At 73.4% G+C, this 23,609-nt stretch carries 26 protein-coding genes; 16 read left to right on the forward strand and 10 right to left on the reverse strand.

The features are described from left to right. Positions 1 to 60 precede the first annotated feature (60 nt). Positions 61 to 858: a class I SAM-dependent methyltransferase gene (locus tag ACIBP6_RS13920; protein ID WP_397052030.1), complete on the reverse strand. Its 798-nt coding sequence runs from the start codon at positions 856 to 858 to the stop codon at positions 61 to 63. A 141-nt stretch (positions 859 to 999) separates the two neighbouring features. Between ACIBP6_RS13920 and def the strand changes: the two genes are divergently transcribed. The 5 genes from def (at position 1,000) to ACIBP6_RS13945 (ending at position 4,419) form a co-directional block, all read left to right on the forward strand. Beyond that, positions 1,000 to 1,539 (forward strand): peptide deformylase, encoded by a 540-nt coding sequence (def, locus tag ACIBP6_RS13925; RefSeq protein WP_397052032.1) that lies wholly within the window; start codon positions 1,000 to 1,002, stop codon positions 1,537 to 1,539. An 8-nt stretch (positions 1,540 to 1,547) separates the two neighbouring features. Then, on the forward strand, positions 1,548 to 2,168 hold the full coding sequence (locus ACIBP6_RS13930) for a helix-turn-helix domain-containing protein (protein WP_187368229.1): 621 nt from the start codon (positions 1,548 to 1,550) through the stop codon (positions 2,166 to 2,168). Beyond that, a complete protein-coding gene (locus ACIBP6_RS13935; RefSeq protein WP_397052034.1) occupies positions 2,161 to 3,564 on the forward strand; it encodes a pyridoxal phosphate-dependent decarboxylase family protein in 1,404 nt (467 codons plus the stop codon). Before ACIBP6_RS13930 ends, ACIBP6_RS13935 begins: the two co-directional genes overlap by 8 nt. A gap of 78 nt (positions 3,565 to 3,642) precedes the next feature. Further along, positions 3,643 to 4,059 carry a CBS domain-containing protein gene (locus tag ACIBP6_RS13940; RefSeq protein ID WP_132616816.1) on the forward strand — a complete coding sequence of 139 codons (417 nt, stop codon included), beginning with the start codon at positions 3,643 to 3,645 and terminating at the stop codon, positions 4,057 to 4,059. A 9-nt stretch (positions 4,060 to 4,068) separates the two neighbouring features. Then, positions 4,069 to 4,419 carry an MmcQ/YjbR family DNA-binding protein gene (locus tag ACIBP6_RS13945; protein WP_397052036.1) on the forward strand — a complete coding sequence of 117 codons (351 nt, stop codon included), beginning with the start codon at positions 4,069 to 4,071 and terminating at the stop codon, positions 4,417 to 4,419. Positions 4,420 to 4,484: 65 nt separating this feature from the next. On the opposite strand, the gene ACIBP6_RS13950 is transcribed toward ACIBP6_RS13945, so the two are convergent. Further along, positions 4,485 to 5,351, reverse strand: a complete 867-nt coding sequence (locus ACIBP6_RS13950; protein ID WP_397052038.1) for a hypothetical protein — start codon at positions 5,349 to 5,351, stop codon at positions 4,485 to 4,487. 21 nt (positions 5,352 to 5,372) lie between these two features. Here ACIBP6_RS13950 and ACIBP6_RS13955 point away from each other — a divergent pair, with 21 nt between their 5' ends. Continuing rightward, the gene (locus tag ACIBP6_RS13955; RefSeq protein WP_397052040.1) at positions 5,373 to 5,984 is read left to right on the forward strand and encodes a class I SAM-dependent methyltransferase; all 612 of its coding nucleotides are present in this window, start codon (positions 5,373 to 5,375) and stop codon (positions 5,982 to 5,984) included. A 105-nt stretch (positions 5,985 to 6,089) separates the two neighbouring features. Here the strand turns inward: ACIBP6_RS13955 and ACIBP6_RS13960 are convergent, their stop codons facing one another. Then, entirely contained in the window at positions 6,090 to 6,974 is an 885-nt protein-coding gene (locus ACIBP6_RS13960; RefSeq protein ID WP_397052042.1) for a hypothetical protein, read from the reverse strand. A gap of 102 nt (positions 6,975 to 7,076) precedes the next feature. Between ACIBP6_RS13960 and ACIBP6_RS13965 the strand changes: the two genes are divergently transcribed. From ACIBP6_RS13965 to ptsP, 8 genes are read left to right on the forward strand one after another with little or no spacing between them, the layout of a single operon-like run. Then, entirely contained in the window at positions 7,077 to 7,838 is a 762-nt protein-coding gene (locus ACIBP6_RS13965) for a DeoR/GlpR family DNA-binding transcription regulator (protein WP_397052044.1), read from the forward strand. Next, on the forward strand, positions 7,835 to 8,800 hold the full coding sequence (gene pfkB, locus ACIBP6_RS13970; RefSeq protein WP_132616804.1) for a 1-phosphofructokinase: 966 nt from the start codon (positions 7,835 to 7,837) through the stop codon (positions 8,798 to 8,800). Before ACIBP6_RS13965 ends, pfkB begins: the two co-directional genes overlap by 4 nt. 41 nt (positions 8,801 to 8,841) lie before the next feature. Next, positions 8,842 to 10,071: a mannitol-specific PTS transporter subunit IIC gene (mtlA, locus tag ACIBP6_RS13975; RefSeq protein WP_397052046.1), complete on the forward strand. Its 1,230-nt coding sequence runs from the start codon at positions 8,842 to 8,844 to the stop codon at positions 10,069 to 10,071. Between the two features lie 3 nt (positions 10,072 to 10,074). Then, positions 10,075 to 10,383, forward strand: a complete 309-nt coding sequence (locus ACIBP6_RS13980) for a PTS sugar transporter subunit IIB (RefSeq protein WP_223190434.1) — start codon at positions 10,075 to 10,077, stop codon at positions 10,381 to 10,383. Then, positions 10,376 to 10,801 (forward strand): PTS sugar transporter subunit IIA, encoded by a 426-nt coding sequence (locus ACIBP6_RS13985; protein ID WP_132616802.1) that lies wholly within the window; start codon positions 10,376 to 10,378, stop codon positions 10,799 to 10,801. The genes ACIBP6_RS13980 and ACIBP6_RS13985 overlap by 8 nt, the downstream gene beginning before the upstream one ends. Next, a complete protein-coding gene (locus tag ACIBP6_RS13990) occupies positions 10,798 to 11,802 on the forward strand; it encodes a zinc-binding dehydrogenase (protein WP_397052049.1) in 1,005 nt (334 codons plus the stop codon). Before ACIBP6_RS13985 ends, ACIBP6_RS13990 begins: the two co-directional genes overlap by 4 nt. Positions 11,803 to 11,816: 14 nt before the next feature. Further along, positions 11,817 to 12,098 (forward strand): HPr family phosphocarrier protein, encoded by a 282-nt coding sequence (locus ACIBP6_RS13995; protein WP_132616798.1) that lies wholly within the window; start codon positions 11,817 to 11,819, stop codon positions 12,096 to 12,098. Continuing rightward, complete coding sequence (gene ptsP, locus ACIBP6_RS14000; RefSeq protein ID WP_397052051.1) at positions 12,091 to 13,674, forward strand: phosphoenolpyruvate--protein phosphotransferase; 1,584 nt, start codon at positions 12,091 to 12,093, stop codon at positions 13,672 to 13,674. Before ACIBP6_RS13995 ends, ptsP begins: the two co-directional genes overlap by 8 nt. Here ptsP and ACIBP6_RS14005 read toward each other — a convergent pair whose 3' ends face one another. The 4 genes from ACIBP6_RS14005 to ACIBP6_RS14020 form a co-directional block, all read right to left on the reverse strand. Continuing rightward, entirely contained in the window at positions 13,675 to 14,307 is a 633-nt protein-coding gene (locus tag ACIBP6_RS14005; RefSeq protein WP_397052053.1) for a hypothetical protein, read from the reverse strand. 67 nt (positions 14,308 to 14,374) lie between these two features. After that, on the reverse strand, positions 14,375 to 16,873 hold the full coding sequence (locus tag ACIBP6_RS14010; protein ID WP_397052055.1) for an ATP-dependent Clp protease ATP-binding subunit: 2,499 nt from the start codon (positions 16,871 to 16,873) through the stop codon (positions 14,375 to 14,377). A gap of 70 nt (positions 16,874 to 16,943) precedes the next feature. Beyond that, a complete protein-coding gene (locus ACIBP6_RS14015; protein WP_397052057.1) occupies positions 16,944 to 17,978 on the reverse strand; it encodes an aldo/keto reductase in 1,035 nt (344 codons plus the stop codon). 5 nt (positions 17,979 to 17,983) lie between these two features. Then, positions 17,984 to 18,622 carry an NAD(P)H-binding protein gene (locus ACIBP6_RS14020; protein WP_397052059.1) on the reverse strand — a complete coding sequence of 213 codons (639 nt, stop codon included), beginning with the start codon at positions 18,620 to 18,622 and terminating at the stop codon, positions 17,984 to 17,986. A gap of 324 nt (positions 18,623 to 18,946) precedes the next feature. On the opposite strand from ACIBP6_RS14020, the gene gndA reads away from it, so the two are divergent. Beyond that, positions 18,947 to 20,371, forward strand: a complete 1,425-nt coding sequence (gndA, locus tag ACIBP6_RS14025) for an NADP-dependent phosphogluconate dehydrogenase (protein WP_397052061.1) — start codon at positions 18,947 to 18,949, stop codon at positions 20,369 to 20,371. Between the two features lie 4 nt (positions 20,372 to 20,375). Here gndA and ACIBP6_RS14030 read toward each other — a convergent pair whose 3' ends face one another. Together ACIBP6_RS14030 and ACIBP6_RS14035 are read right to left on the reverse strand one after the other, a co-directional pair. Further along, entirely contained in the window at positions 20,376 to 21,155 is a 780-nt protein-coding gene (locus ACIBP6_RS14030) for an acyl-CoA thioesterase domain-containing protein (RefSeq protein WP_397052063.1), read from the reverse strand. Between the two features lie 23 nt (positions 21,156 to 21,178). Further along, positions 21,179 to 22,117: a helix-turn-helix transcriptional regulator gene (locus tag ACIBP6_RS14035; protein ID WP_397052065.1), complete on the reverse strand. Its 939-nt coding sequence runs from the start codon at positions 22,115 to 22,117 to the stop codon at positions 21,179 to 21,181. A 50-nt stretch (positions 22,118 to 22,167) separates the two neighbouring features. On the opposite strand from ACIBP6_RS14035, the gene ACIBP6_RS14040 reads away from it, so the two are divergent. Beyond that, positions 22,168 to 23,256: an epoxide hydrolase family protein gene (locus tag ACIBP6_RS14040; protein WP_397052067.1), complete on the forward strand. Its 1,089-nt coding sequence runs from the start codon at positions 22,168 to 22,170 to the stop codon at positions 23,254 to 23,256. On the opposite strand, the gene ACIBP6_RS14045 is transcribed toward ACIBP6_RS14040, so the two are convergent. Then, positions 23,253 to 23,603: a VOC family protein gene (locus ACIBP6_RS14045; protein ID WP_397052069.1), complete on the reverse strand. Its 351-nt coding sequence runs from the start codon at positions 23,601 to 23,603 to the stop codon at positions 23,253 to 23,255. The genes ACIBP6_RS14040 and ACIBP6_RS14045 overlap by 4 nt on opposite strands. Positions 23,604 to 23,609 lie beyond the last annotated feature (6 nt).

The following is a 23,609-nucleotide window of genomic DNA, read 5'->3' on the forward strand; positions in this document are numbered from 1 at the left end:
AGGCACGGCCCCCCGAAGGCACGGATCTCCGGAGGCACGGGCCTCCGAGAGCGCGGCTCTCTAGCCGGCCCGGCAGATGATCTCGCCGTGCAGGAGGGAGAGCCAGCCGTCCTCGGCGGCGGCCCACTCCAGCCAGCCCTCCGAGATGCGCCGCAGGTCCGCCTCCGTGGCGGCGCCGGTCGCCAGGGCCTGCTCGGCCATGGCGGAGCTCAGCACGCGCTCGGCCCACATGCCGCCCCACCAGGCGCGGTCCTGCGGGGTGGCGAAGCACCAGGTGGACGAGGTGGCGGTGACGTCGGTGAAACCCGCCGCGCGAGCCCAGGAGAGCAGCCGCCGCCCGGCGTCCGGCTCGCCGCCGTTGCCCCGCGCGACCCTCTGGTAGAGCGCCATCCATTCGTCCAGCGCGGGCAGCCGCGGATACCACGCGAAGGCCCCGTAGTCGCTGTCGCGCACGGCCACGTATCCGCCGGGCCTGGTCACCCGGCCCATCTCGCGCAGCGCCCGCACCGGGTCGCCGACGTGCTGGAGCACCTGGTGGGCGTGGACGACGCAGAACGTGTCGTCGGGGAAGTCCAGCGCGTGCACGTCGGTCACGGCGAAGTCGACGTTGTCCAGCCCGCGGGCGGCGATCTCGGCCCTGGCCAGGCCGAGCGCGTCCTCGCTCACCTCGGACGCCGTGACGTGGCCGACCCGGGCCGCCAGGTCGGCGGTGATCGTGCCGGGCCCGCTGCCGACGTCGAGCAGCTTCATGTGCGGTTTCAGGTGCGGCAGCAGGTACGCGGCCGAGTTCTCCGCGGTGCGCCAGCGATGCGAGCGCAGCACGGACTCGTGGTGGCCGTGCGTGTAGACGGCGTCCATCGGCAAACCCCTTCGCTTCTTTCCGATCACGCCACCCTAACCGCATCTCACCATATAAGAAACAATGTCTTGATATATGAGACATGCCGGATCATCCGCCCTCCGCTCGTACACTTGTCGCGTCGACATGGAGGGAGAGTCGTGGGAGAGGTCCGGCCGATCGTGCACGTGGGCGACCCGGTGCTGCACAACCCGTGCGACCCGGTCACCCGCTTCGACGACGAGCTTGCGGCGCTGGTCGACGACATGTTCGCGAGCATGTACGCCGCGGAGGGCGTGGGCCTGGCCGCCAACCAGATCGGCGTGCCGCTGCGCGTGTTCGTCTACGACTGCCCCGACGACGACGGCGAGCGGCACCAGGGCGTGGTGGTCAACCCCGAGCTGGAGCTGCCCGGGCTGGGCGAGCGGCGGCTCGACACCGGCGACGAGGGCTGCCTGTCGGTCCCCGGCCAGTACGCGCCGCTCCCCCGCCCCGACCACGCCACCGTGCGCGGCTTCGACGCCGCCGGTCAGCCGGTCACGGTCGAGGGCACCGGGCTGCTCGCGCGCTGCCTGCAGCACGAGACCGACCACCTCGACGGTCACCTCTACATCGACCGGCTGCCGGCCAAGCGCCGCAAGCAGGTGCTGGCCGCGTACCGGGAGACGCTCTCCACTAAAGCGGACATTTCACCGCTATAGTGGAGGACATGGACGGCGAAGGGGTGCTGTCCAGCGGGCTGTCCATGGCCGAGCTGGGCATGCGGATCCGCGGCGAGCGGCGGGCGCGCGGGCTGTCCATCGAACGGCTGGCCGAGCTCAGCGGCATCAGCCGCAGCATGGTCTCCGAGGTCGAGCGGGGCGCCAAGACGCCGACCGTGCTCGTGCTCGACCGGCTGGCCACGGCGCTGGGCACGTCCGTCTCCCGGCTGCTGGACGAGCCCGCGCACGAGGCGGTGCGGGTGCTGCGTCACGCCGAGCAGCGGGTGCTGCGCGACCCGTCCGGCTGGGAGCGGCGCGTGTTGTCGCCGGTGCTGGCCGACGTGGAGTTCGAGTTCATGCGCACGACCATCGGCCCGGGCGTGGACGCGGGCGAGTTCGCGCCGCACGCGCCCGGGTCGCGGGAGTACCTCGCCGTCGAGCGCGGCAGCCTGCGGCTGACGATCAACGGCAGGCCGTACGCCCTGGCGGCCGGCGACTCGGCGTACTACCCGGGTGACTGCCGCCACTCCTTCGCCAACGACGGCACCACCGACTGCGTCTACTACCTGGCCATGGAGCTGGGCGGGGTCGGGCAGCACGACATATGGAAGGACACGCCCGATGGATGAGCTGCGCCTGGCCGGAGCCAAGGCGGCCGAGATCATGGCCGACCACCTCGCGGGCGTCGCCGACCGGCCGGTCTGGCGGCCGGTGCCCGGTGACGAGCTCGCCTGGCTGACCGGGCAGGACCTGCCCGAGGAGGGCCGCCCGCTCGACGCGCTGCTGGAGGACGCGCGTGAGCACGTGCTGCCGTACCCGATGGGCAACGGGCACCCGCGGTTCTTCGGCTGGGTGAACTCGCCGCCCAACCCGGCGGGCGTCGTCGTGGAGCCGCTGGCCGCGGCGTTCAACCCGAGCTGCGCGGGCGGCGACCACGCCGGGCCGCACCTGGAGCGGGCGGTGGTGCGCTGGCTGGCCGGGCTCGTGGGCTTCCCGCACCCGCCCGGCGGGGGGCTGCTGACCAGCGGGGCGTCGATGGCGACCGTGATCTGCCTGGCCACCGCCCGGCAGCGGGCGGCGCTCGCCGACGGATGGGACGCCCGCGAGGAGGGTCTGTCCGGCCGCCCGGCCATGGTCATGTACGTCACCGAGGAGGGCCACAGCTGCCTGCACAAGGCGGCCCAGCTGCTCGGCCTGGGCGCGCGCAACGTGCGGACGGTGCCGGTGGACGCGGCGTACCGGATGGACGTGGCGGCGCTGCGGGCCATGGTGGCCGAGGACCTGGCGGCCGGGCTGCGGCCGTTCTGCGTGGCGGGCAGCGCGGGCACCGTCAACTCCGGCGCGGTGGACCCGCTGGACGAGATCGCCGACGTCGCGGACGAGCACGGGCTGTGGTTCCACGTCGACGGCGCCTACGGCGCGCTCGGCATCCTGGCCGACGGCGCGGCGCCGCACTACGCGGGGCTGGAGCGGGCCGACTCGCTGGCCCTCGACCCGCACAAGTGGCTCGGCGTGCCCGTGGGTTGCGGCTGCGCGCTGCTGCGCGACCCGTCGGCGGCGCGGGCGGCCTTCAGCCTGGTGCCGTCGTACCTGGTGGACGAGAACGCCGGTGACCTGGGGTGGTTCGCCGAGTACGGGCCGGAGCAGACCCGCCCGTTCCGGGCGCTGAAGACGTGGGCCACCATGTCGTACCTGGGCCGGTCGGGCATCACGCGCCTGGTGAACCACACGACGTGGCTGGCGCGGCGGCTGGCCGAGCTGGTGGCGGAGGCCGGCGACTTCGAGCTGATGGCGCCGGTCACCACCTCGATCACGGCCTTCCGTCACACGCCGGGATCCGGCGACCTGGACGCGCTCAACCGGGCCCTGCCGGTGGCGGTGCAGCGGCGCGGCAACGCCTTCATCACCGGCACGCGGCTGAGCGGACGCGACGCGCTGCGGGCCTGCTTCCTGCACCCGGACACCACCGAGCAGGACCTGGTCGTGCTGCTCGACGAGATCAGGCTGGCGGCCAAGCGGCTCTGACACCGGATGCGGGCCGCGTCGTGATTCGCCCATCGACCCGGGTAGAGGGTGCGCTGACCGATCTACCAGGAGGATCTCATGGCGAAGACCGTCGCAGATGTGATGACGTCGCACCCGGCGTGCATCGAGGGCGATCAGCCGGTGTCCGTCGCGGCGGCGCTGATGCGCGACAACGACACCGGAGCGATCATCGTCAACGACAACGGTCGCATGCAGGGCATCGTGACCGACCGCGACATCACGGTGCGGGTCATCGCCGACGACCGCGGCCCGGACACGCCGGTGCGTGAGGCGTGCAGCCCGTCGATCGAGGCCGTCGGCCCCGACACGAGCATCGACCAGGCCGTGCAGCTCATGCGCTCGCACGCCGTGCGCCGCCTGCCGGTGGTCGAGGACGGCCGCGCGATCGGCATCGTGAGCCTGGGCGACCTGGCCGTCGAGCGCGACCCGAGCTCGGCGCTCGCGGACATCTCGGCCGCCGAGGGCAACCGGTAACGTGGCCGTGTGGTCACCGTCGAGGACGTACGCCAGTTCGCGCTCACGCTTCCGCGCACGTCGGAGCACCTCATCCGCGACCGGGTGAAGTTCCGTGTCGGCAGGATCGTCTACGTGGCGTTCTCGCGCGACGAGACGCTGATGGGCTTCGGCTTCCCGAAGGAGGAGCGGGCGGCGCTGGTGGCGGCCGAGCCGGAGAAGTTTCTGCTGCCACGCGAGTCGGACCTGCGGTTCAACTGGGTCGTGGCACGGCCGGCCGCCATCGACGCCGCCGAGATGCGTGAGCTGGTGCTCGACGCCTGGCGGCTGTGCGTGCCCAAGAAGGTCCGCCTGGAGCAGGAGCGCGCCGCCCTGCCCTAGGATCGGCCGCCGCCCTGCGCCAGGCGGTGCTCCCCGGCGCGGGCCGGGGTGACCTGCCACGGCCTCTAGCTCAGCCGGTCGACGCCGAGGCCGCTGATGATGAGGCGTTCCTTGCGGTTGCCGAGCAGGCGGGCCGTCCAGTCGACGAAGCCGCCGTCGCCCACCTCCAGGCCCTTGCCGTAGACCTTGAAGCAGAGGCCCTTGTAGTAGCCGCGCCCGCCGCTGCGCCCTGGGTCCGGAGCCGCGTCGAGCTCCGCCGCCACGCGCTCGAAACGCTCGTCCAGAACGGTGACGCGCGCCTGCGGATCGGCCTCCCCGCAGGCGCGTACGGCGGCGGTCATGATGGCCAGGTGCTCGGCCGCGTGCTCGCGCTCGAACGCCAGGTCGCCGGTGTCGCGCCCGGCGGTGACCAGGGCGAACAGGGTGAAGTGGGCGTAGGAGGCGGCGCCTTCGACCTGCTGGGCGCGGACGACGCGCTGCACGGCGGCCAGGCGCACCGGGCGGGAGGGGTCGGCACGGCGGCGCACCGCGGCCTCCAGGGCGAGGGCGTTGGTGGGATCGGCGGCCACCTCGCTATTCCTGATGGTGCTGACCACGTTGTTCTGGTCGACCGGGCCGAGCACGGCGTGGGTGCCGAGCGGCGCGACCGGCGCCGGCGTGATCAGCTCGACGTCGTCCGGCAGCACGGACAGCACCGCGTCCTCGGCGCGCCGGAGCCGGGCGAACGGGATCGGCGCGGGGGCGACGAAGCGGTCGTGACCGTAGCGGCGCAGCACGTCGGCCGGCGACAGGCGGCGCGAGCGGCGGCGCATCACCTCCAGCAGCAGCGTCGTGAGGTCGGCGCCGGACAGCCGTTCGGTCAGGGCGTCGAGGACGCCGGGGCCGCCTGCCTGCCGTAGCACCCGGGACAGAGGGGTTGATCGCTTGTCCATTCCCCACGACTATCAGTCATCATGACGCGTATCGACTGGGTTTCCTGGCACGACCACTACGACGAGCCCGGCTCGTCACTGGAGCGGCGGCTGCGCGCGGTGCGGCGGTGGATCGGGGTGGCGCTCGACGAGGGAGCCTCCGACGTGGTCAGCCTCTGTGCCGGGCAGGGGCGCGACCTGCTGCCGGTGCTGGCCGCGCATCCACGGCGCGGGCAGGTCCGGGCGCGCCTGGTGGAGCTGGACGCGCGCAACGTCGCCGAGGCCGGGCGCAACGCCCCGGAGGGGGTCGAGGTGGTGTGCGGTGACGCCGCGATGACGGACGCGTACGCGGGGGCGGTGCCGGCGGACCTGGTGCTGGCGTGCGGGGTGTTCGGCAACATCACCGACGACGACGTCCGCCGTACGGTCGCCACGCTCCCCCAGTTGTGCGCCCCCGGCGCGACGGTGATCTGGACGAGGGGCCGGCACGAGCCCGACCTGGTGCCGGTGATCTCGGGCTGGTTCGAGGACGAGGGCTTCGAGCAGGTGGCCCAGGAGGGCGCCGAGTACGGCTACGGCATCGGCGTCCACCGCTACGCCGGCCCGCCCGTGCCGCTGGAGCCCGGCGTGCGGATGTTCTCCTTCGTCGGCTAGGGCATGCGGGCGCCGCCCGGCCCGGGCGGCCGAGGCTGTGCTTCGTCCCGCGTGCTCGCCCGCTGCTCGCAGCCCTCCGCCGGCGACAGGCGGCGGGCCCGGCTGTCAGGCGGTCACGTGACGGTAGAGGTCGCGGGTGAGCGTGGTGATGCGCTTGACGGAGGCGTTCCACGTGCCGCCCGCCGGGTGGGCGGTGAGCAGCGCCATGACGTAACGCTCGCCCTTGCCCACCAGCCCGGACGTGTACAGCACCGGCCGCCCGTAGTCGGGCACGCCCGACCCGGTGGCGCGCTGCGCGATCCACGAGATGGGCGCCCCCACGGCCCTGGCGTCGCCGCCGCACTTGACGGGCGGCGTCGTGCCGAACCCGGACCAACCCTGCTTGACCGCCCACGGCCGCGGCACCGCGTCGGGGATGCCGAAGGTCTGGTCGAAGCCGTCGGTCCCGCACGGGGCGGCCTTGCGCAGGTGGCCGAGGATCGTGTCCCTGACCCTGGGCTCGGCGCGGTCGAGCAGGTAACGGTAGGTGCGCACGATGTCGTACGCGCTCAGCGACGTGTAACCCCAGAACCCTGGCTTGGCGGCGGGCGGCGGCGTGGTGTCGGCCAGGCCCAGCTTGCGGGCCGTCCTGACGATGATCTGCCCCTTGCCGAGGCGGTCCCAGAAGGCGGAGGCGGCGTCGTCGTCGCTGGAGCGCAGCATGATCTGCAGCGACTTGGCGTCGGCCGGCGGCACGCTCTCGCGCCGCTCCAGGTAGTCGATCGCGATGAGGATCTTCACGACCGAGGCCGAGCGGTACTTCCGGTGCGCGTTCCGGGTGGCCACGATCTTGCCGGCGTGCCGGTCGTACACCACCCAGGCCGCGGTCGTGCCGGCCGGGACGCGCGGCGGCTGCACCGTCGCGGAAGCCGCGGGGAGCGCGGCGGCGTGGGCGGGCGTCGCGAGCGCGGCGACGAGCAGGGGCACGGCGGTCAGGGGTGTCGTTCGCACCCGCCTATACCTACCAGATCTTGGCACGACACTCTTGACCGCTCAACGAAAACGGGTATAAACACAGAGGAAACCAACTCGAAACGGTGGTGAATCAACATCATGTACGCCGAGGAGCGGCAGCAGGAGATCCTGCGGAGGGCGCGGGCCGCGGGCCGTGTCGACGTGGTGACGCTGGCCGCCGAGCTCGACGTGACCACCGAGACGATCCGCCGCGACCTGACCGCGCTGGAGCGGGCGGGCGTGCTGCGCCGGGTGCACGGGGGCGCGATCCCCGTCGAACGGCTCGGCTTCGAGCCCGCGCTGGCCGCCCGCGACGAGGTGATGACCGCCGAGAAGGAGCGCATCGCCAAGGCCGCGCTGGCGGAGCTGCCCGAGGACGGGTCCGTGATCATCGACGCGGGCACCACCACGGGCCGCCTGGTCCAGGCGCTGCCCGCCGACCGGGAGCTGACCGTCGTGGTCAACTCCCCGCCGCTGGCGACGGCCCTGGCCGCCCGCGCCAACCTGCACGTGATCATGCTGGGCGGGCGGGTGCGCGGCAAGACCCTGGCCACGGTCGACGACTGGGCGCTGCGCCCGCTGGCCTCGGTCAACGTGGACGTCGCCTTCATGGCGACCAACGGCTGCTCGCCGGCCCGGGGCCTGACCACGCCCGACCCGGCCGAGGCGGCCATCAAACGGGCCATGGTCGAGGCGGCGCAACGCAGCGTGCTGCTGGCCGACCACACGAAGTTCGGCAACACGTACCTGGCCACGTTCGCCCAGCTGAGCGAGATCGACGTGGTGATCACCGACACGGGGCTGGACACGGGGCTGGCCGCCGACGTGGCGGCGGCGGGCCCGGAGGTGATCCGCGCGTGATCCTCACCCTGACCCTCAACCCCAGCCTCGACCGCACCATCGAGATCTCCGCGCTCGACCGGGGCGCGGTGATCCGCGCCGCCACCGCCCACCTCGACCCCGGCGGCAAGGGCGTCAACGTCTCGCGGGCGTTGCTCGCCAACGCGGTCGCCTCACGGGCCGTGGTGCCCTACGGCGGCGACGAGGGCAGGCAGCTCGTCGGCCTGCTGGCCGCCGAGGGGCTGGACATGGTGACCGTCCCGGTGAACGGGCGTACCCGGTCGAACGTCACGCTCGCCGAGCCCGACGGCACCATCACCAAGATCAACGAGCCCGGCACGGCGCTGTCGCCCGGCGAGCTCGACACGATCGCCGAGGCCGTGCTGTCCGCGGCGCACGAGGCGGACTGGGTGGTCGCCTCCGGCAGCCTGCCGCCCGCCGTGCCGGCCGACGTCTACGCGCGGCTGTGCCGCAGGTTCGCGGGGGCGGGCATCCACATGGCGGTCGACAGCAGCGGCCCGGCGCTCGAACACGCGCTCGGCGCCGCGCCCGCACTGGTCAAGCCCAACCTGGAGGAGCTGTCGGCGGCCACCGGCATGCCGATCACGTGCCTGGGCGACGTGGCCGCGGCCGCGGCCGAGCTGCGCGCGGCCGGCGCGCGGGCGGTGCTGGCCAGCCTGGGCGCCGACGGCGCCGTCCTCGTCGAGGACGACGGCCTCTGGTACGGCGAGGCGCCCGTGACCGAGCCGCGCAGCTCCGTCGGCGCAGGCGACGCCATGCTGGCGGGTTTCCTGGCCGCGGGCGGCCGCGGCCCGGCGGCCCTGGCACAGGCACTGGCCTGGGGCTCCGCCGCCGTACGCCTGCCCGGCAGCCGCATGCCGGGACCGTCCGACATCGACCCGGGCCGTGTCGCCGTCGGCCCGCCCGACCTCGCGCGACCGCTCTCCTCGCCCGCCCTGCCCGCACCGGCGCACCTCCCCTGAGCCGGCGGCTGATTTCTGCTCATCCCCGAAGGAGCACGTCCATGGCCGACACCTACACACCCCCGGTCACCGGAACCGGGGTCAAGGCCACCATCCAGCGCATCGGCGGCCATCTGGCCGGCATGATCATGCCGAACATCGGCGCGTTCATCGCCTGGGGCCTGATCACCGCGCTCTTCATCCCGACCGGCTGGCTGCCCAACGAGACGCTGGCGCAGATGGTCGACCCGATCATCAAGACGCTGCTGCCCGTCCTCATCGCCTACACCGGCGGCCGGATGGTCCACGGGCAGCGGGGAGCGGTCGTCGGCGCCGTCGCGGTGATGGGCGTCGTGGTGGGCACGGACGCGCCCATGTTCCTCGGCGCCATGATCATCGGCCCGCTCACCGCCCTGATCCTGAAATATGTGGACAAGTTCACCGAGGCGCGGACCAAGGCCGGCTTCGAGATGCTGGTGGACAACTTCTCCGCCGGCATCGTGGGCGGCGCGATGGCCGTGGCCGGCATGCTCGCCATCGGCCCGGTCGTCGAGACCGTCACCACCGCCGCGGGCAACGCGGTCGAATGGCTGGTCCACAACAACCTGCTGCCGGTGGCGTCCGTGCTCATCGAGCCCGCCAAGGTGCTGTTCCTGAACAACGCCATCAACCACGGCGTGCTCAGCCCGCTGGGCGTGGCCGAGGCCGCCGAGCAGGGCAAGTCGATCCTGTTCATGCTGGAGTCGAACCCCGGGCCGGGGCTCGGGCTGCTGCTGGCGTACCTGCTGTTCGGGCCGCGCACGCTGCGGCCGAGCACGCCCGCCGCGATGATCATCCACTTCTTCGGCGGCATCCACGAGATCTACTTCCCGTACGTGCTCATGAAGCCCCGCCTCATCCTGGCCGTCATCGCGGGCGGCGCGGCCGGGGTGTTCACGTTCATCGTCACGGGGGCCGGCCTGGTGGCCACCCCGTCGCCGGGCAGTATCTTCGCCTACCTCGCGGTCACCCCGAGGGGCGGCTGGCTGGGCTCCGGCCTGGGCATCATCGTGGCGACGGGCGTGTCGTTCATCGTCGCCGCGGTCCTGCTCGGCTTCGGCCGGGGCGAGAAGGCGGAGCCCGAGGCCACCGAACCCGACACCACCGAACCCGCCACTGTCGAGCCCGCCACCGTCGAGCCTGCCACCGCCCAGCCAGACAGCACCAAGTCCGTCAAGTCCGACACCGCCGAGCCGAACACCGCCGAGCCCGGCACCGCATCCACCACCGCGCCCGTCACCAGGGAGGCCTGAGCCATGGCCGGCATCGACAGCAAGGACATCCACAAGATCATCGTGGCCTGCGACGCGGGCATGGGCAGCAGCGTGATGCTCGCCTCCACGCTCAAGAAGCAGCTCAAGGGGACCGGCGTCACCGTCGAGCACACCCCGGTCGACTCCATCCCGGCCGACGCCGACGTGGTGCTGTGCCACTCCGGCCTGGCCGCCCGGGCGCGGGCCGCCGCCCCGGGCAAGCCGCTGGTGGCGTTCCAGATCTTCCTGGGCGACCCGGCGGTGACCAAGCTCGTCGACGCCATCAAGAACGGCGGCACGGTCGATGCGTGACGACCTGCTCGACCCGCGCGCCGTGCTGCTGCACGAGAGCGCCCCCGACCGCGACGCGGCCATCCGCCGCTGCGGCCGGGCGCTGGTCGAGGTCGGGGCGGTCGCGGAGCCGTACGTCGAGGCCATGCTCGACCGCGAACGGACCATCTCGACCTACGTCGGCGAGGAGGTGGCCATCCCGCACGGCACCGCCGCCTCCAAGGAGGACGTCAAGCGCGACGCGATCTGCGTGGTGCGCTTCCCCGGCGGCGTTGACTGGGACGGCGAGCGGGTCACCCTGTGCGTCGGCATCGCGGCCAAGGGAGACGGGCACGTTCCGCTGCTGGCGGAGCTGGCCGAGATCCTGCTCGACCCCGACCGCGCCAGGACGCTGCGCGAGGCCACCCAGGTCTCGCAGATCATGAAGGAGCTCACATGAAGGTCGCCAGATTCCACGCCCCGGGCGACATCCGCATAGAGGACGCCCCCGAGCCCGTCGCGGGCCCGGGAGAGCTGAAGATCAGGGTGCGCAACTGCTCGACGTGCGGCACCGACGCCAAGATCCACAAGCACGGCCACCACCACATCGTGCCACCGCGCGTGATGGGCCACGAGATCGCCGGCGAGGTCGTCGACACGGGTGCGCGGGTCCAGGTGATCGCCGCGATCCCGTGCGGGCGGTGCGAGGAGTGCCGGCGCGGCCGGCAGACGATCTGCCCGAACCAGGAGTCGATGGGCTACCACTACGACGGCGGCTTCGCCGAGTACATGATCGTCCCGGCGAAGGTGCTGGCCGTGAACGGCGTCAACGCCATCCCGGACGGCGTCGGCTTCGCCGAGGCGTCGGTGGCCGAGCCGCTGGCGTGCGTGCTCAACGGCCAGTCGCTGGCCCGCGTCGGCGCGGGGGACGACGTGGTCGTCATGGGCGCGGGGCCGATCGGCTGCCTGCACGTCCGCCTGGCCCGGGCCCGCGGCGCGGCCCGCGTCCTCCTGGTGGACGTCAACGCCGAGCGGCTGGCGATGGCCGCCGAGCTCGTCCGCCCTGACGCGGTCATCGACTCCGACCCGGTGGAGCAGGTGCTCAAGCTCACCGGCGGCCGGGGCGCCGACGTGGTGATCACGGCGGCGGCGTCGGGCGCGGCGCAGGAGCAGGCGGTGCGGATGGCGGCCCGGCAGGGGCGCGTCAGTTTCTTCGGCGGCCTGCCGAAGGACGATCCGGTCATCGCGCTCGACTCCAACCTCGTGCACTACCGTGAGCTGACCATCGTCGGCGCGAACGGCTCCAGCCCGGCGCACAACGCCGAGGCGCTGCGGCTGGTGGCCGAGGGCGCCGTGACGGTGTCCGACCTGATCACGCATCGGCTGGAGCTGGAGCAGGTGCTCGACGGCATCGACCTGGTCAGCCGGGGCGCGGCCATCAAGGTAACCATCGAGCCGTAGAGGAGGCGCTCGACATGGCACAGCGTACGGTGACCGTGGCCTCGGCCAGCGGCCTGCACGCCCGTCCCGCCAAGCTGTTCGTGCAGGCGGCGATGAAGGCGGAGGTTCCGGTGACGATCCGGGCCGGCGAGAAGACGGTGCCGGCGAAGAGCATGCTGGGCGTGCTGTCGCTGGGCGCCGTCCACGGCACGGAGGTCACCCTGGAGGCCGACGGCCCGGGCGCCGAGGAGGCCCTCGACACCCTGGCCGCCCTGCTGTCCCGCGACCTCGACGCGGAAGACCCCGCCCATGCCTGACACCCTGGCCGGGCTCGGGGTGAGTCAGGGGCGGGCGGCCGGGCCGGTGGTCCGGATGGCGGGGCCGCCGGCGCTGCCCGCGCCCAGGCCCGTCACCGACCCCGGTGCCGAGACGGCCGCCGTCGGGTCGGCGCTGGAGGCGGTGGCCGCGGACCTCACGAGGCGGGCCGCGACCGCGCAGGGCGAGGCGGCGGAGATCCTGGAGGCGCTCGCCATGATCGCCGACGACCCGACGCTGCGCGAGGACGCCGAGACCCGGGCCCGTGACGGTCTCGACGCCGCCCACGCCCTCGACGCGGCCTTCGCCCAGCACCGCGACGCCCTGTCGGCGCTCGGCGGTTACCTCGCCGAGCGGGCCGCCGACCTGGACGACCTCAAGCACCGGGCGGTGGCGTTCACGCTCGGCCTGCCGATGCCGGGCCTGCCCGCGCCCGGTCACCCGTACGTGCTGGTGGCCGAGGACCTGTCGCCCGCCGACACGGCGGGCCTGGGCCCCGACGTGCTCGCGCTCGTCACGGAGCGCGGCGGCCCGACGAGCCACACGGCGATCCTGGCCCGCGGCCGCGGCCTGCCCGCCGTCGTGGCGTGCCGCGGCATCGGGGACGTCCCCGACGGCACGCTCGTCGGCGTGGACGGCGCCACCGGCGAGGTCGCCGTCGGCCTGACCGGCGAGCAGGCCGAGCTGATCCGGGACCGCGACCGCGCCGAACGCGCCCGCCTCGCCGCGAGCCAGGGCCCGGGCAGGACCGCCGACGGCCACCCGGTCAAGCTCCTGCTGAACATCGGCTCGGCCGCGGACCTCGTTCCCGACGGCGAGGGCGTGGGCCTGTTCCGCACGGAGTTCCTGTTCCTCGACCGCAAGCAGGCGCCGCCGTTCGAGGAGCAGGTGGCCGCCTACGCCGAGGTGCTGGGCCGGGTGGAGAGCGTCATCGTGCGCACGCTGGACGCCGGCACCGACAAGCCGCTGCCGTTCCTCGGCCTGCCGGAGGAGCCGAACCCGGCGCTCGGTGTGCGGGGGCTGCGGGTGGAGCGCCTGCTGGACGGCGTCCTGGACACCCAGCTGGAGGCGATCGCCGAGGCGGCGAGGGCGACGGGCGCGCAGGCGTGGGTGATGCCGCCGATGGTGACCACGGTGGAGGAGGCGGCCGCTTTCGCGCGGAGCGCCCGCGCCAAGGGCATCGCCAAGGTCGGCGTGATGATCGAGGTCCCGGCGGCGGCGCTGCGGGCGCGGGCGTTGCTGCGGGAGGTGGACTTCCTCAGCATCGGCACGAACGACCTGGCCCAGTACACCTTCGCCGCCGACCGCCAGCACCCCGCCCTGGCCGACCTGCTCGACCCGCGCCAGCCCGCCCTGCTGGAGCTCATCGCCATGTGCGCGGCGGCGGGCACGGAGGCGGGCAAGCCGGTGGGCGTGTGCGGCGAGGCGGCCGGCGACCCGGCGCTCGCGCCGCTGCTGGTGGGCCTGGGGGTGACAAGCCTGTCGATGGCGCCGGTGTGCGTGCCCGCCGTACGCGAGGCGCTGGCCGGGCTCACCTTGCGGGAGTGCCGCGAACGCGCCCGCGCCGCCCGGGAGTGACTAGCCCGGCCAGTACGGCTCCACCCGCCGGGCGGCGGCCACGATGGCCGAACCGTCCAGCGGGGCGAACGTCAGGTCGATGCCGCCGAGGGGCCACTCCATGGCGAGCTCGAAGGTCTCCTCGGGCGGCAGCGGCCACAACCACAGCGCGGACGCGTGCACGTGGACCTCGTCGTTCACGCGTACCGCCACCGCGCTGGGGAACCAGCTCAGCCGCGGGCCCGGTGGGGGCTCCTGCCCGGGACGGAGATCCCAGCTCATGCCGACGGTGGTGGCCTTGGTGCCGTCGGCGTAGCGAACGCCGAAGCGCAGCAGCCGGTCCGGCAACCGGTCACCGCCGCGCGACATGACGTGCGCCATCGGGAAGACCGACATGTGCAGCTCCCAGGCGTCATCCGGCGAGAGTTCAGCCTGCCGTACCAGGATCTCCACGTCGATCGAGCAGCCGCTCGTGTACGCCCGCACCGCGGGCACGGCGACGGCCACGTTCGTGCTGCGCGCCGCCACGACGCCGGCCTGCACGACCACGCCCATCTCGTCGGCGGGCGGCGCGAACCACGCCGGCAACCCCGTCCGCGCCCGCGGCGGGGGGCCGGCCATCTGCTCGCCCGGCGGCGGCGGCTCGAAGAACATGTCCTCATCCTCCCCGACACCCCCACCTCCGGCCAGGCCCATCCATCGACCGGCCGCGCTCGACCGGTCAGGCGGCGGGTTCGGGGTTGTGGGCGCGCAGGTGGAGGGTGTCGTTCTGGACGTCCACGGTGACCTTGCCGCCTTCCTGGACCTCCCCGGTCAGGAGAAGCGTCGACAGGCGGTTGTCCAGTTCGCGTTGTACGGTGCGGCGCAACGGGCGGGCGCCGAACTCGGGCTGGTGGCCGCGGCGGGCCAGCCAGTCCTTGGCGGCGTCCGTGACCTCCAGCGTCACGTCCTGGCCGCGCAGCCGCTGACGGGTGCGTTCCAGCAGCAGGTCCACGATCTGGCGGAGCTGGCCGGGTTCGAGGCGCTTGAAGATGATCGTCTCGTCGATGCGGTTGAGGAGCTCCGGGCGGACGGAGTGCCGCAGGAGATCCATGAGCTGGTTCTCCAGCTGGGGCGAGTCGGCGGGGGCGTCCAGGATGAGCTGGGCGCCGATGTTGCTGGTCATGATGACGATGGTGTTGCCGAAGTCGACCGTGCGGCCCTGGCCGTCGGTCAGGCGGCCGTCGTCGAGCAGCTGCAGCAGGATGTTCATGACGTCGGGGTGGGCCTTCTCGACCTCGTCCAGCAGGACCACCCCGTGCGGGCGGCGGCGTACGGCCTCGGTGAGCTGGCCGGCCTCCTCGTAGCCGACGTAGCCGGGCGGGGCGCCGATGAGGCGGGAGACGGTGTGCCGCTCCTGGAACTCGCTCATGTCGACGCGCACCATGTGGTCCTCGCCGCCGAACAGGGCGGCGGCCAGGGCGCGGGCCAGCTCCGTCTTGCCGACGCCGGTCGGGCCGAGGAACAGGAAGCTGCCGATCGGCCGGTCCGGGTCCGACAGGCCCGCCCTGGCCCGGCGTACGGCCTCGGCGATGGCGTTGACGGCCTCGTCCTGGCCGATCACCCGCTCGTGCAGGTGCTCCTCCAGGCGCATGAGCCGGTCGCGTTCCTGCTGGGTGAGCTGGGTGACGGGGATGCCGGTGCGGCGGGAGACGACCTCGGCGATGTCCTCGACCATGACCTGCGGGACGGACTCGTCGCCGTGCCTGGCCCGCTCCAGCTCCGGCCGGAGCTTGCCGATCTGCGTGGTCAGCTCCTTGGCCCGGTCGAAGTCGTCGGCGGCGACCGCCTGGTCCTTGTCGCGGCGCAGCGCCTGCAGGCGTTCCTCCAGCTCGCGTACGTCGGCGCCGGGCGTGCGCGAGCGCAGCCGCACCCGCGCGGAGGCCTGGTCCATGAGGTCGATGGCCTTGTCGGGCAGGAAGCGGTCGGTGATGTAGCGGGCCGACAGGGTGGCGGCGGCGTCCAAGGCCTCGTCGGTGATGCGGACCTGGTGGTGCGCCTCGTAGGCGTCGCGCAGCCCGGCGAGGATCTCGACCGTCTCCTCGACGGTCGGCTCGGCGACGAGGACCGGCTGGAAGCGGCGTTCGAGCGCGGCGTCCTTCTCGATGTGCTTGCGGTACTCGTCGATGGTCGTGGCGGCGACGACGTGCAGGTCGCCGCGGGCGAGCGCGGGCTTGAGGATGTTGGCGGCGTCCATGCCGCCCTCGGCCGCGCCGGCGCCGACGAGGGTGTGCGCCTCGTCGATGAAGACGATGACCTCGTCGGCGTGGGCGCGCACCTCGTCCACGACCTTCTTGACGCGCTCCTCGAACTCGCCTCGGTACTTCGTCCCGGCCACCATGCCGGTCAGGTCGAGGGCGACCACGCGGCGGTCCTTCAGGGTGTCGGGCACGGCGCCGTTCACGATGCGCTGGGCGATCCCCTCCACGATGGCGGTCTTGCCGACGCCGGGCTCGCCGATGAGGCACGGGTTGTTCTTGGTACGGCGGGAGAGCACCTCGATGGCCTGCTCGATCTCGTCCGCGCGGCCGACGACGGGGTCGATGGCGCCCTGCCGGGCCGCCTCGGTGAGGTCGCGGCCGTACTCGTCGAGCGACGGCGTGCCGGTGTCGCGCGGGGCGGGGCCGCCGCGGGCCGGACCGGCGAGCATGGCCCGCTGCAGCTCGTTCGCGGAGACGCCCTGCTCCTGCAGGAGGCGGGCGGCGCCGGAGTCGGGGTTGGCGGCGAGCGCGAGCAGCAGGTGCTCGGGCCCGATGTACGACGACTGCAGGGCCCGGGACAGCCGCTGGGCGTCCAGCAGGGCGCGCTTGGCCGCCGGTGAGAGCGTCGAGGGCGGCTCGGCGGCGACGCGGGGGCCGGCCGTGGCGTCGACGCGGTCGCGCAGCCGGGCGGCGTCCGCGCCGGCCGTGCGCAGGATCGCCTGCGTGGCGTCGTCCTCGATCAGCGCGCCGAGCAGGTCGAGCACGTCGAGGTCGGCGGCCCCGCGGCGCGCGGCCCCTTCGAGCGCGCGGGTCAGGACCTCGCGGGCGGAGGCGCTCAGCAGCCGGCCCACGTCCACGCGGTGGACGCTGGGCCGCGACGGCGGCCAGCCCTCCATACCGCCGAAGACCCGCCCCGTGAGCTCTTCGAAGCCACGGAACGGGTCTCCCCCGAAGAACGACCTGAACGGCATGTCGGACATCTGGCGCCCCCTCGCACTCAGGGGACATCTAGCCGTCCGTGCCGAAAGGCATAGCCAGTGGCCGGCAAAGTCACGGGCGGCGGCGCAGCCTCGCGTCGGCGAGCTCGGGCGGCTGCCAGCCGGCGTCGGCCGGGTTGAGCGTGACGCCCGGCGGGACGATCTCGTCGATGCGGTCGAGCACGTCGTCGCTCAGCCGCACCTCGTCGGCGCCGAGCTGGCTCTCCAGGTGTTCCATGGTCCGCGGCCCGATGATCGCCGAGGTCACCGCGCGGTGCCGCAGGGTGAACGCGATCGCCAGCTGGATCAGGGTGAGCCCGGCCTCCTCGGCCAGCCGGGCGAGCTGCTCGACGGCGTCGAGCTTGCGCTGGTTGGGCTCCAGCTCCAGGTCGTAGCGCTGCGGCAGCCGCTCTGCGCGGCGCGTGCGCGGCAGCTCCTGGCCCTTGCGGTAGCGGCCGGTCAGCCAGCCGCCGGCCAGCGGGCTCCAGACGATGACGCCCATGTCGTATTTCTCGGCCACGGGCAGCACGTCGGCCTCGATCCCGCGGACGAGCAGGGAGTACGGCGGCTGCTCGCACACGAACCGCTCCAGCGGGCGCCGCCGCGCGGCCCACTGCGCCTCGACGACCTGGTGCGCCGGGAACGTGGAGCTGCCGAGGTAGCGGACCTTGCCCTGGCGGACGAGGTCGGTCAGGGCGCCGAGGGTCTCCTCGACGTCGGTGTGCGGGTCGGGACGGTGGATCTGGTAGAGGTCGATCCAGTCGGTGCCGAGGCGGCGCAGGCTGTTCTCGACGGCCTGGAAGATCCAGCGGCGGGAGTTGCCGCGTTCGTTGGGGCCCTCGCCCATGACGCCGTGGCACTTGGTGGCCAGCACGACCTGGTCACGCTTGCCGGACTTGGCGAGGGCGCGGCCGACGTACTCCTCCGACTGGCCGCGGGCGTAGACGTCGGCGGTGTCGATGAAGTTGACGCCGGAGTCGAGTGCCCGGTCGATGATGCGGGCGGACTCGTCGGGGTCGGGGTTCCCCCATCCGCCGAACATCATCGCCCCGAGGCAGAGGGGGCTGACTTGGAGACCGGTACGTCCGAGTACGCGATATTCAGTCACGCCTCTCACTCTGTCGCAACGAGCTCGATGATGGGAGTGTCGCCGGAGACGAGTTCGAGCGTGCGGTGGACGGTGCCGGGGTTGTCGAGCAGCGCCATGATGACGGCGGCCACGTCGTCGCGCGGGACGGAGCCGGGCGGCACCTCGGGGGCCAGCCGCACGAGGCCGGTGCCGGGCTCGTCGGTCAGGCGGCCGGGGCGCAGGATCGTCCAGGCGAGGTCGCGGCGGCGCAGGTCGTCCTCGGCCTCCGTCTTGGCCCTGATGTAGGCGGCCCACACCTCGTCGCCGCCGGCGGGCGGCTTGCCGGCGCCCATGGAGGAGATCTGGATGAACCGGCGCGCGCCCGTGCGTTCGGCGGCCTCGGCGAGCAGCACGGCGGCGCCGCGGTCGACGGTGTCCTTGCGCGGCGCGCCGCTGCCGGGCCCCGCTCCTGCGGCGAACACGACGGCGTCGGCGCCCTCGACGATCCGGGCGACCTCCTCGGCGCTCGCCTTCTCCAGGTCGCACACCACGGCCTCGGCGCCGGTGGCCTCGACGTCGGCGACGTGGGCCGGGTTGCGCACCAGCCCCACCGCACCGGACTTGAGCCGGGCGGCCAGCCGCAGCGCGATCTTCCCGTGGCCCCCCGCGATGATGATCCGCATGCCTGCCATGGTGTCATGGACGGGTGGAGGACTTCCCCGAGGCCCCGGCGCCCCGCGTTCCTCTCCATCTCGGCGGCACCCTGATCGACGGCGTCTCCCGGGCAGATCGACGAGCCGCCCCGCGTGGCGGGCTCGGCATCGGGCTGCTGCCGGGAGGGTATGGCAGGGACCGAACTGGAACGGGCGGGCGCCTTCCGGGTGCACGCCGATCCGGCGGACATGCTGGACCGGCTGGAGGAGCTCGGCGCACGGCGGAGCGACTGACGGGAATATCCCTCCGAACTCGGAAGCTGGACCATCCGTATTCCCCATAGAGGAGCTGAGATGGACTTGGCAGATATCGGCGTCACCGGCCTCGCGACCATGGGGCGCAACCTGGCCCGCAACCTGGCCAGGCACGGGTACGCGGTGGCGGTGCACAACCGCTCGCACGGCCGTACGCAGCAGCTGGTCAAGGAGTTCGGCGGGGAGGGCACGTTCGTGCCGTCCGAGGACCTCGCCGGGTTCGTGGCCTCGCTGAAGCGCCCGCGACGGGCGATCATCATGGTGAAGGCCGGGGCCGGCACCGACGCGGTCATCGACCAGCTGGCCGAGCTGATGGAGCCGGGCGACATGATCGTCGACGGCGGCAACGCGCACTTCCAGGACACTCGGCGGCGCGAGGCGGCGCTGCGCGAGAAGGGCCTGCACTTCGTCGGCACCGGCATCTCCGGCGGCGAGGAGGGCGCGCTGCTCGGTCCGAGCATCATGCCGGGCGGGTCGAAGGAGTCGTGGGAGGCGCTCGGCCCGATCCTGCAGGACATCGCGGCCCAGGTCGACGGCGTGCCCTGCAGCGTGCACGTCGGCCCCGACGGCGCCGGCCACTTCGTGAAGATGGTGCACAACGGCATCGAATACTCCGACATGCAGCTGATCGCGGAGTCGTACGACCTGCTGCGCCAGGCGCTGGGCGCCTCGCCGGCCGAGCTGGCCGAGGTGTTCAGGGAGTGGAACCGGGGCGAGCTCGACTCCTACCTGATCGAGATCACCGCCGAGGTGCTCGACCAGGTGGACGCCGAGACGGGCAAGCCGTTCGTGGACGTCGTGGTGGACCAGGCCGAGCAGAAGGGCACCGGCCGCTGGACGGTGCAGAGCGCCCTCGACCTGGGCGTGCCGGTGACGGGCATCGCCGAGGCCACGTTCGCGCGGGCGCTGTCGGGCCACCCGGAGCAGCGGGCCGCGGCGGCGTCGCTGGCGGGGCCGAAGCTGTCCGGCGTGGGCGGGCGCGAGCTGATCGAGGACGTGCGCCAGGCCCTGTACGCGTCCAAGATCGTCGCGTACGCGCAGGGGTTCGACCAGATGGCGGCGGCCTCGAAGGAGTACGGCTGGGACCTCGACCTCGGGGCGATGGCCACGATCTGGCGCGGCGGCTGCATCATCCGCGCCAAGTTCCTCGACCGCATCCGGGAGGCGTACGACGCCAACCCGCAGCTGCCGACGCTGCTGGCCGACCCGACGTTCGCCGCGGCGCTGGAGGCGGCGCAGGAGTCGTGGCGGCGGGTGGTGACCACGGCGGTGCAGACCGGCGTGCCGACGCCCGGCTTCTCCTCGGCCCTGGCCTACTACGACGCGCTGCGCCGCGACCGCCTGCCGGCCGCGCTGGTGCAGGGGTTGCGCGACTTCTTCGGCGCGCACACCTACCAGCGGGTCGACAAGGAGGGCGCCTTCCACACCGACTGGTCGGGCGACCGCACCGAGAGCCCGGCCTGACCGCTCAGCGCGTGCCGCGCATCGGAGGGTTGGCGACGGCCGTGACCAGGCAGAAGCCGATCGGCCCCGCCGTGTCGTGCATCGTGACCTGGCCGGTCGCGACGCCGTCCGCGCTCGCGTGCCCGGTGGCCTCCAGGCCGACGAGCTCGCCCTCGGGCAGCCGGGCCAGCGTGAGCGTGTAGTCGGCGTTGATGAAGCGCAGGCCGTCGGGCTGGGAGTTGCTCAGCGGGCTGGCGAAGTCGGCGGCCAGCGCGGCGCGCACGAGCGGGGTGAGCGGCTCGTCGTCCACCAGCGGGTGCGTCTCGCGCATCCACACCCGGCCGGGCCCCGGCAGGCTCCAGCCGGACAGCTGCCACAGCTCGAACGGCGGGATCCAGCCGCCGCGGCCGGGGGCGGGCGGCCCGGAGGGGGGCTGCTCGTCCCACGGGGGCGTGGTGACCGTGCGCTCGCCCTCGGGCTGCTCACCCTTGCGCAGCAGCACGGCGGAGACCCGGCCGATGGCCCCCTGGGAGGTGGAGATCACCGCGTCGGCCACCCGGATCCGGCGGCCGTCCCTGACCAGGGTGGTCTCGACGGCGACCGGCAGCAGCGGGCTGTTGCGGAACAGGTCGACGGTCAGCCGGGCGAAGAGCAGGCCCGGCTCGCCGTGACGTTCCTCCAGCACACGGGCGGCGAGCCCGCCGAGCAGGCGGCCGTGCAGCATGTCGGGGGACCAGGGGCCCCGGGCGTGGGGGGCGGGGACGAACTCGTCCCCCTTCTGCGTGAAGAACGCTGACGACGACACAGAATGAGATTCTAGACGATTGCTCAGGAGGAGAGCAGCCGGTGCCCGAGCGCGTGCACGTGCTCCTTCAGCTCGGGCGGGTCGAGCACCTCGAAGCCGACGTCGAGGAAGGCCACGATCACGGCCATGAGGCGCAGGTCGTCGCCGCGCAGCGTGAGCACGCACCGGTCGTCGCCGGCCGGTTCGACCGTGCCGCTCGTGCGGCCGGTGATCCGTTCGGCGGGGGCGTGCAGCAGGAAGCGGCCCTCGACCGGCCACATCTCGTGCGCCAGACGGTGTTGCAGCCAGGCGGCCACGTCGGGCGCGGGCGGCTCGCGCGGGGCGAAGCGGGGGCCGTTGGGGGTGCGCAGCCGGATCCGGTCGGCGCGGAAGGTGCGCCAGTCGCGGCGGTCGGCGTCCCAGGCGACGAGGTACCAGCGGTGGCCCCTGGCGACGAGGCTGTGCGGCTCGGCCCTTCGCAGCGCGGACTCGCCGTTCTGGCCGGTGTAGTCGAAGCGCAGCTGCTCGCGGTCGCGGCAGGCGGCGGCCATGCGGCTCAGCACGTCGGCGTCCACGGTGGGGCCGTCACGGTTGACGCGCACGGTGTGGGTCTGCAGGGTGTTGACGCGCCTGCGCAGCCGCTCGGGCAGGACCTGTTCGAGCTTGGCGAGCGCGCGCAGTGACGTCTCCTCGATCCCGGTGACGGTGCCGCCCGCGGCGGTGCGCAGGCCGAGCGCGACCGCCACGGCCTCCTCGTCGTCCAGCAGCAGCGGCGGCAGCCGGGCTCCCGCGCCGAGCCGGTAGCCGCCGGCGACGCCCGGCGTGGAGTGGACGGGGTAGCCGAGGGCGCGCAGCCGTTCGATGTCGCGGCGGACGGTGCGGTGGCCGATGCCGAGCCGCTCGGCCAAGTCGGCGCCGGACCAGTCGCGCCGGCTCTGCAGGAGGGACAACAGGCGCAGGAGCCGCGCCGAGGTGTCGAGCATCGTCCCATTGTGGCCCGAATCTGACCGCATGACTCCCTAACGTGCCTGGCATGAAGGACATCGACGCATTCGTCATCGACCTACCGCAGGAGCGGCTCGACGACCTTCGGGACCGCCTGGCCCGCACCCGCTGGCCGGACGAGCTGGAGGGGGCCGGCTGGTCGTACGGGGTGCCGCTGGAGGCGGTGCGGGAGCTGTCCGCGTACTGGAGGGACGGGTACTCCTGGCGCGCGCACGAGGCGCGGCTGAACCGGCTGCCGCAGTACACGACCGAGATCGACGGGCAGCGGGTGCACTTCGCGCACGTGCGCTCGGCGCGGCCGGACGCGCTGCCGCTGCTGCTGACGCACGGCTGGCCGAGCACGTTCGCGGACTTCTCGTACGTGGCCGGGGAGCTCGCGCGCGACTTCCACGTGGTGATCCCGTCCATCCCGGGGTTCGCGTTCTCCGGGCCGACGCGGGTGCCGGGCTGGGGCGTGCGCCGGATCGCCGCCGCGTGGGCGGAGCTGATGAGCAGGCTCGGGTACGACCGGTTCGGCGTGCAGGGCGGCGACTTCGGCTCGCTCATCTCGGCCTCGGTCGCCCGGCGGGCCCCCGGCCGGGTGGCCGGAGTCCACCTGAACGCCTCCGTCACGGCCTTCCCCAGCGACGACCTGTCCGGGCTGACGGAGGAGGAGAGGGCGCGCGCCGCCGGCGTGGCGGAGTGGCAGGAGGTCTCCGGGTACGCGGTGATCCAGGGCACCAGGCCGCAGACCCTGGCCTACGCCCTGGCCGACTCGCCGGCCGGGCAGCTCGCCTGGCACCTGGACGCGTTCGCCTCCTGGGGCGAGGACGTCAAGGGCGTCTCCCCCGACGACGTGCTGACGAACGTGTCGATCCTCTGGTTCACCGGCACGGCCGGCTCGTCCGGCCGCCTGTACAAGGAGAGCGGCCCCGACTGGGCTCCCCCGGCCGAGCCCGACCCGACTCCGACCGGGTTCGCGGTCTTCCCCGGCGATTCGACGGTGCGGCGCTACGCCGAGCAGGTGCACAACGTCGTGCACTGGTCGGAGTTCCCGGAGGGCGGCCACTACGCCGCCCTCCAGGCCCCGGCGTCGCTGGTCGCCGACGTCAGGGCGTTCTTCTCCGGGCTGGTCTAGGACGCGGCCATGAGGCAGAACGGGTGGCCCTCGGGGTCGAGGACCACGGTCCAGTCACCGCCGCCCGGTTGGAAGTCCGGGACGGTGGCGCCGAGGGCCACCAGTTCCTTCACCGCGGTCTCGACGTCGGGCACCGTGAAGTCGAGGTGCGCGTGCTTGCCGTCGGCCGGCCAGCCCGGGCCCCGGTAGCCGTCGACCCGCTGGAAACCGATGGTGACGGGCCCGCCTTCGAGGGCGGCGTACCCGCCGTCGCCGGTGACCTGCCATCCGGTCAGCCTGGCGTAGAAGCCGGCCAGCGTGGTGGGCTCGGCGCAGTCGATCACGAGAGAGGCGATGGTCGTTGTCATGCCTCC

It is taken from the genome of Nonomuraea terrae (genome assembly GCF_044465245.1).
Classification (GTDB): domain Bacteria; phylum Actinomycetota; class Actinomycetes; order Streptosporangiales; family Streptosporangiaceae; genus Nonomuraea; species Nonomuraea terrae.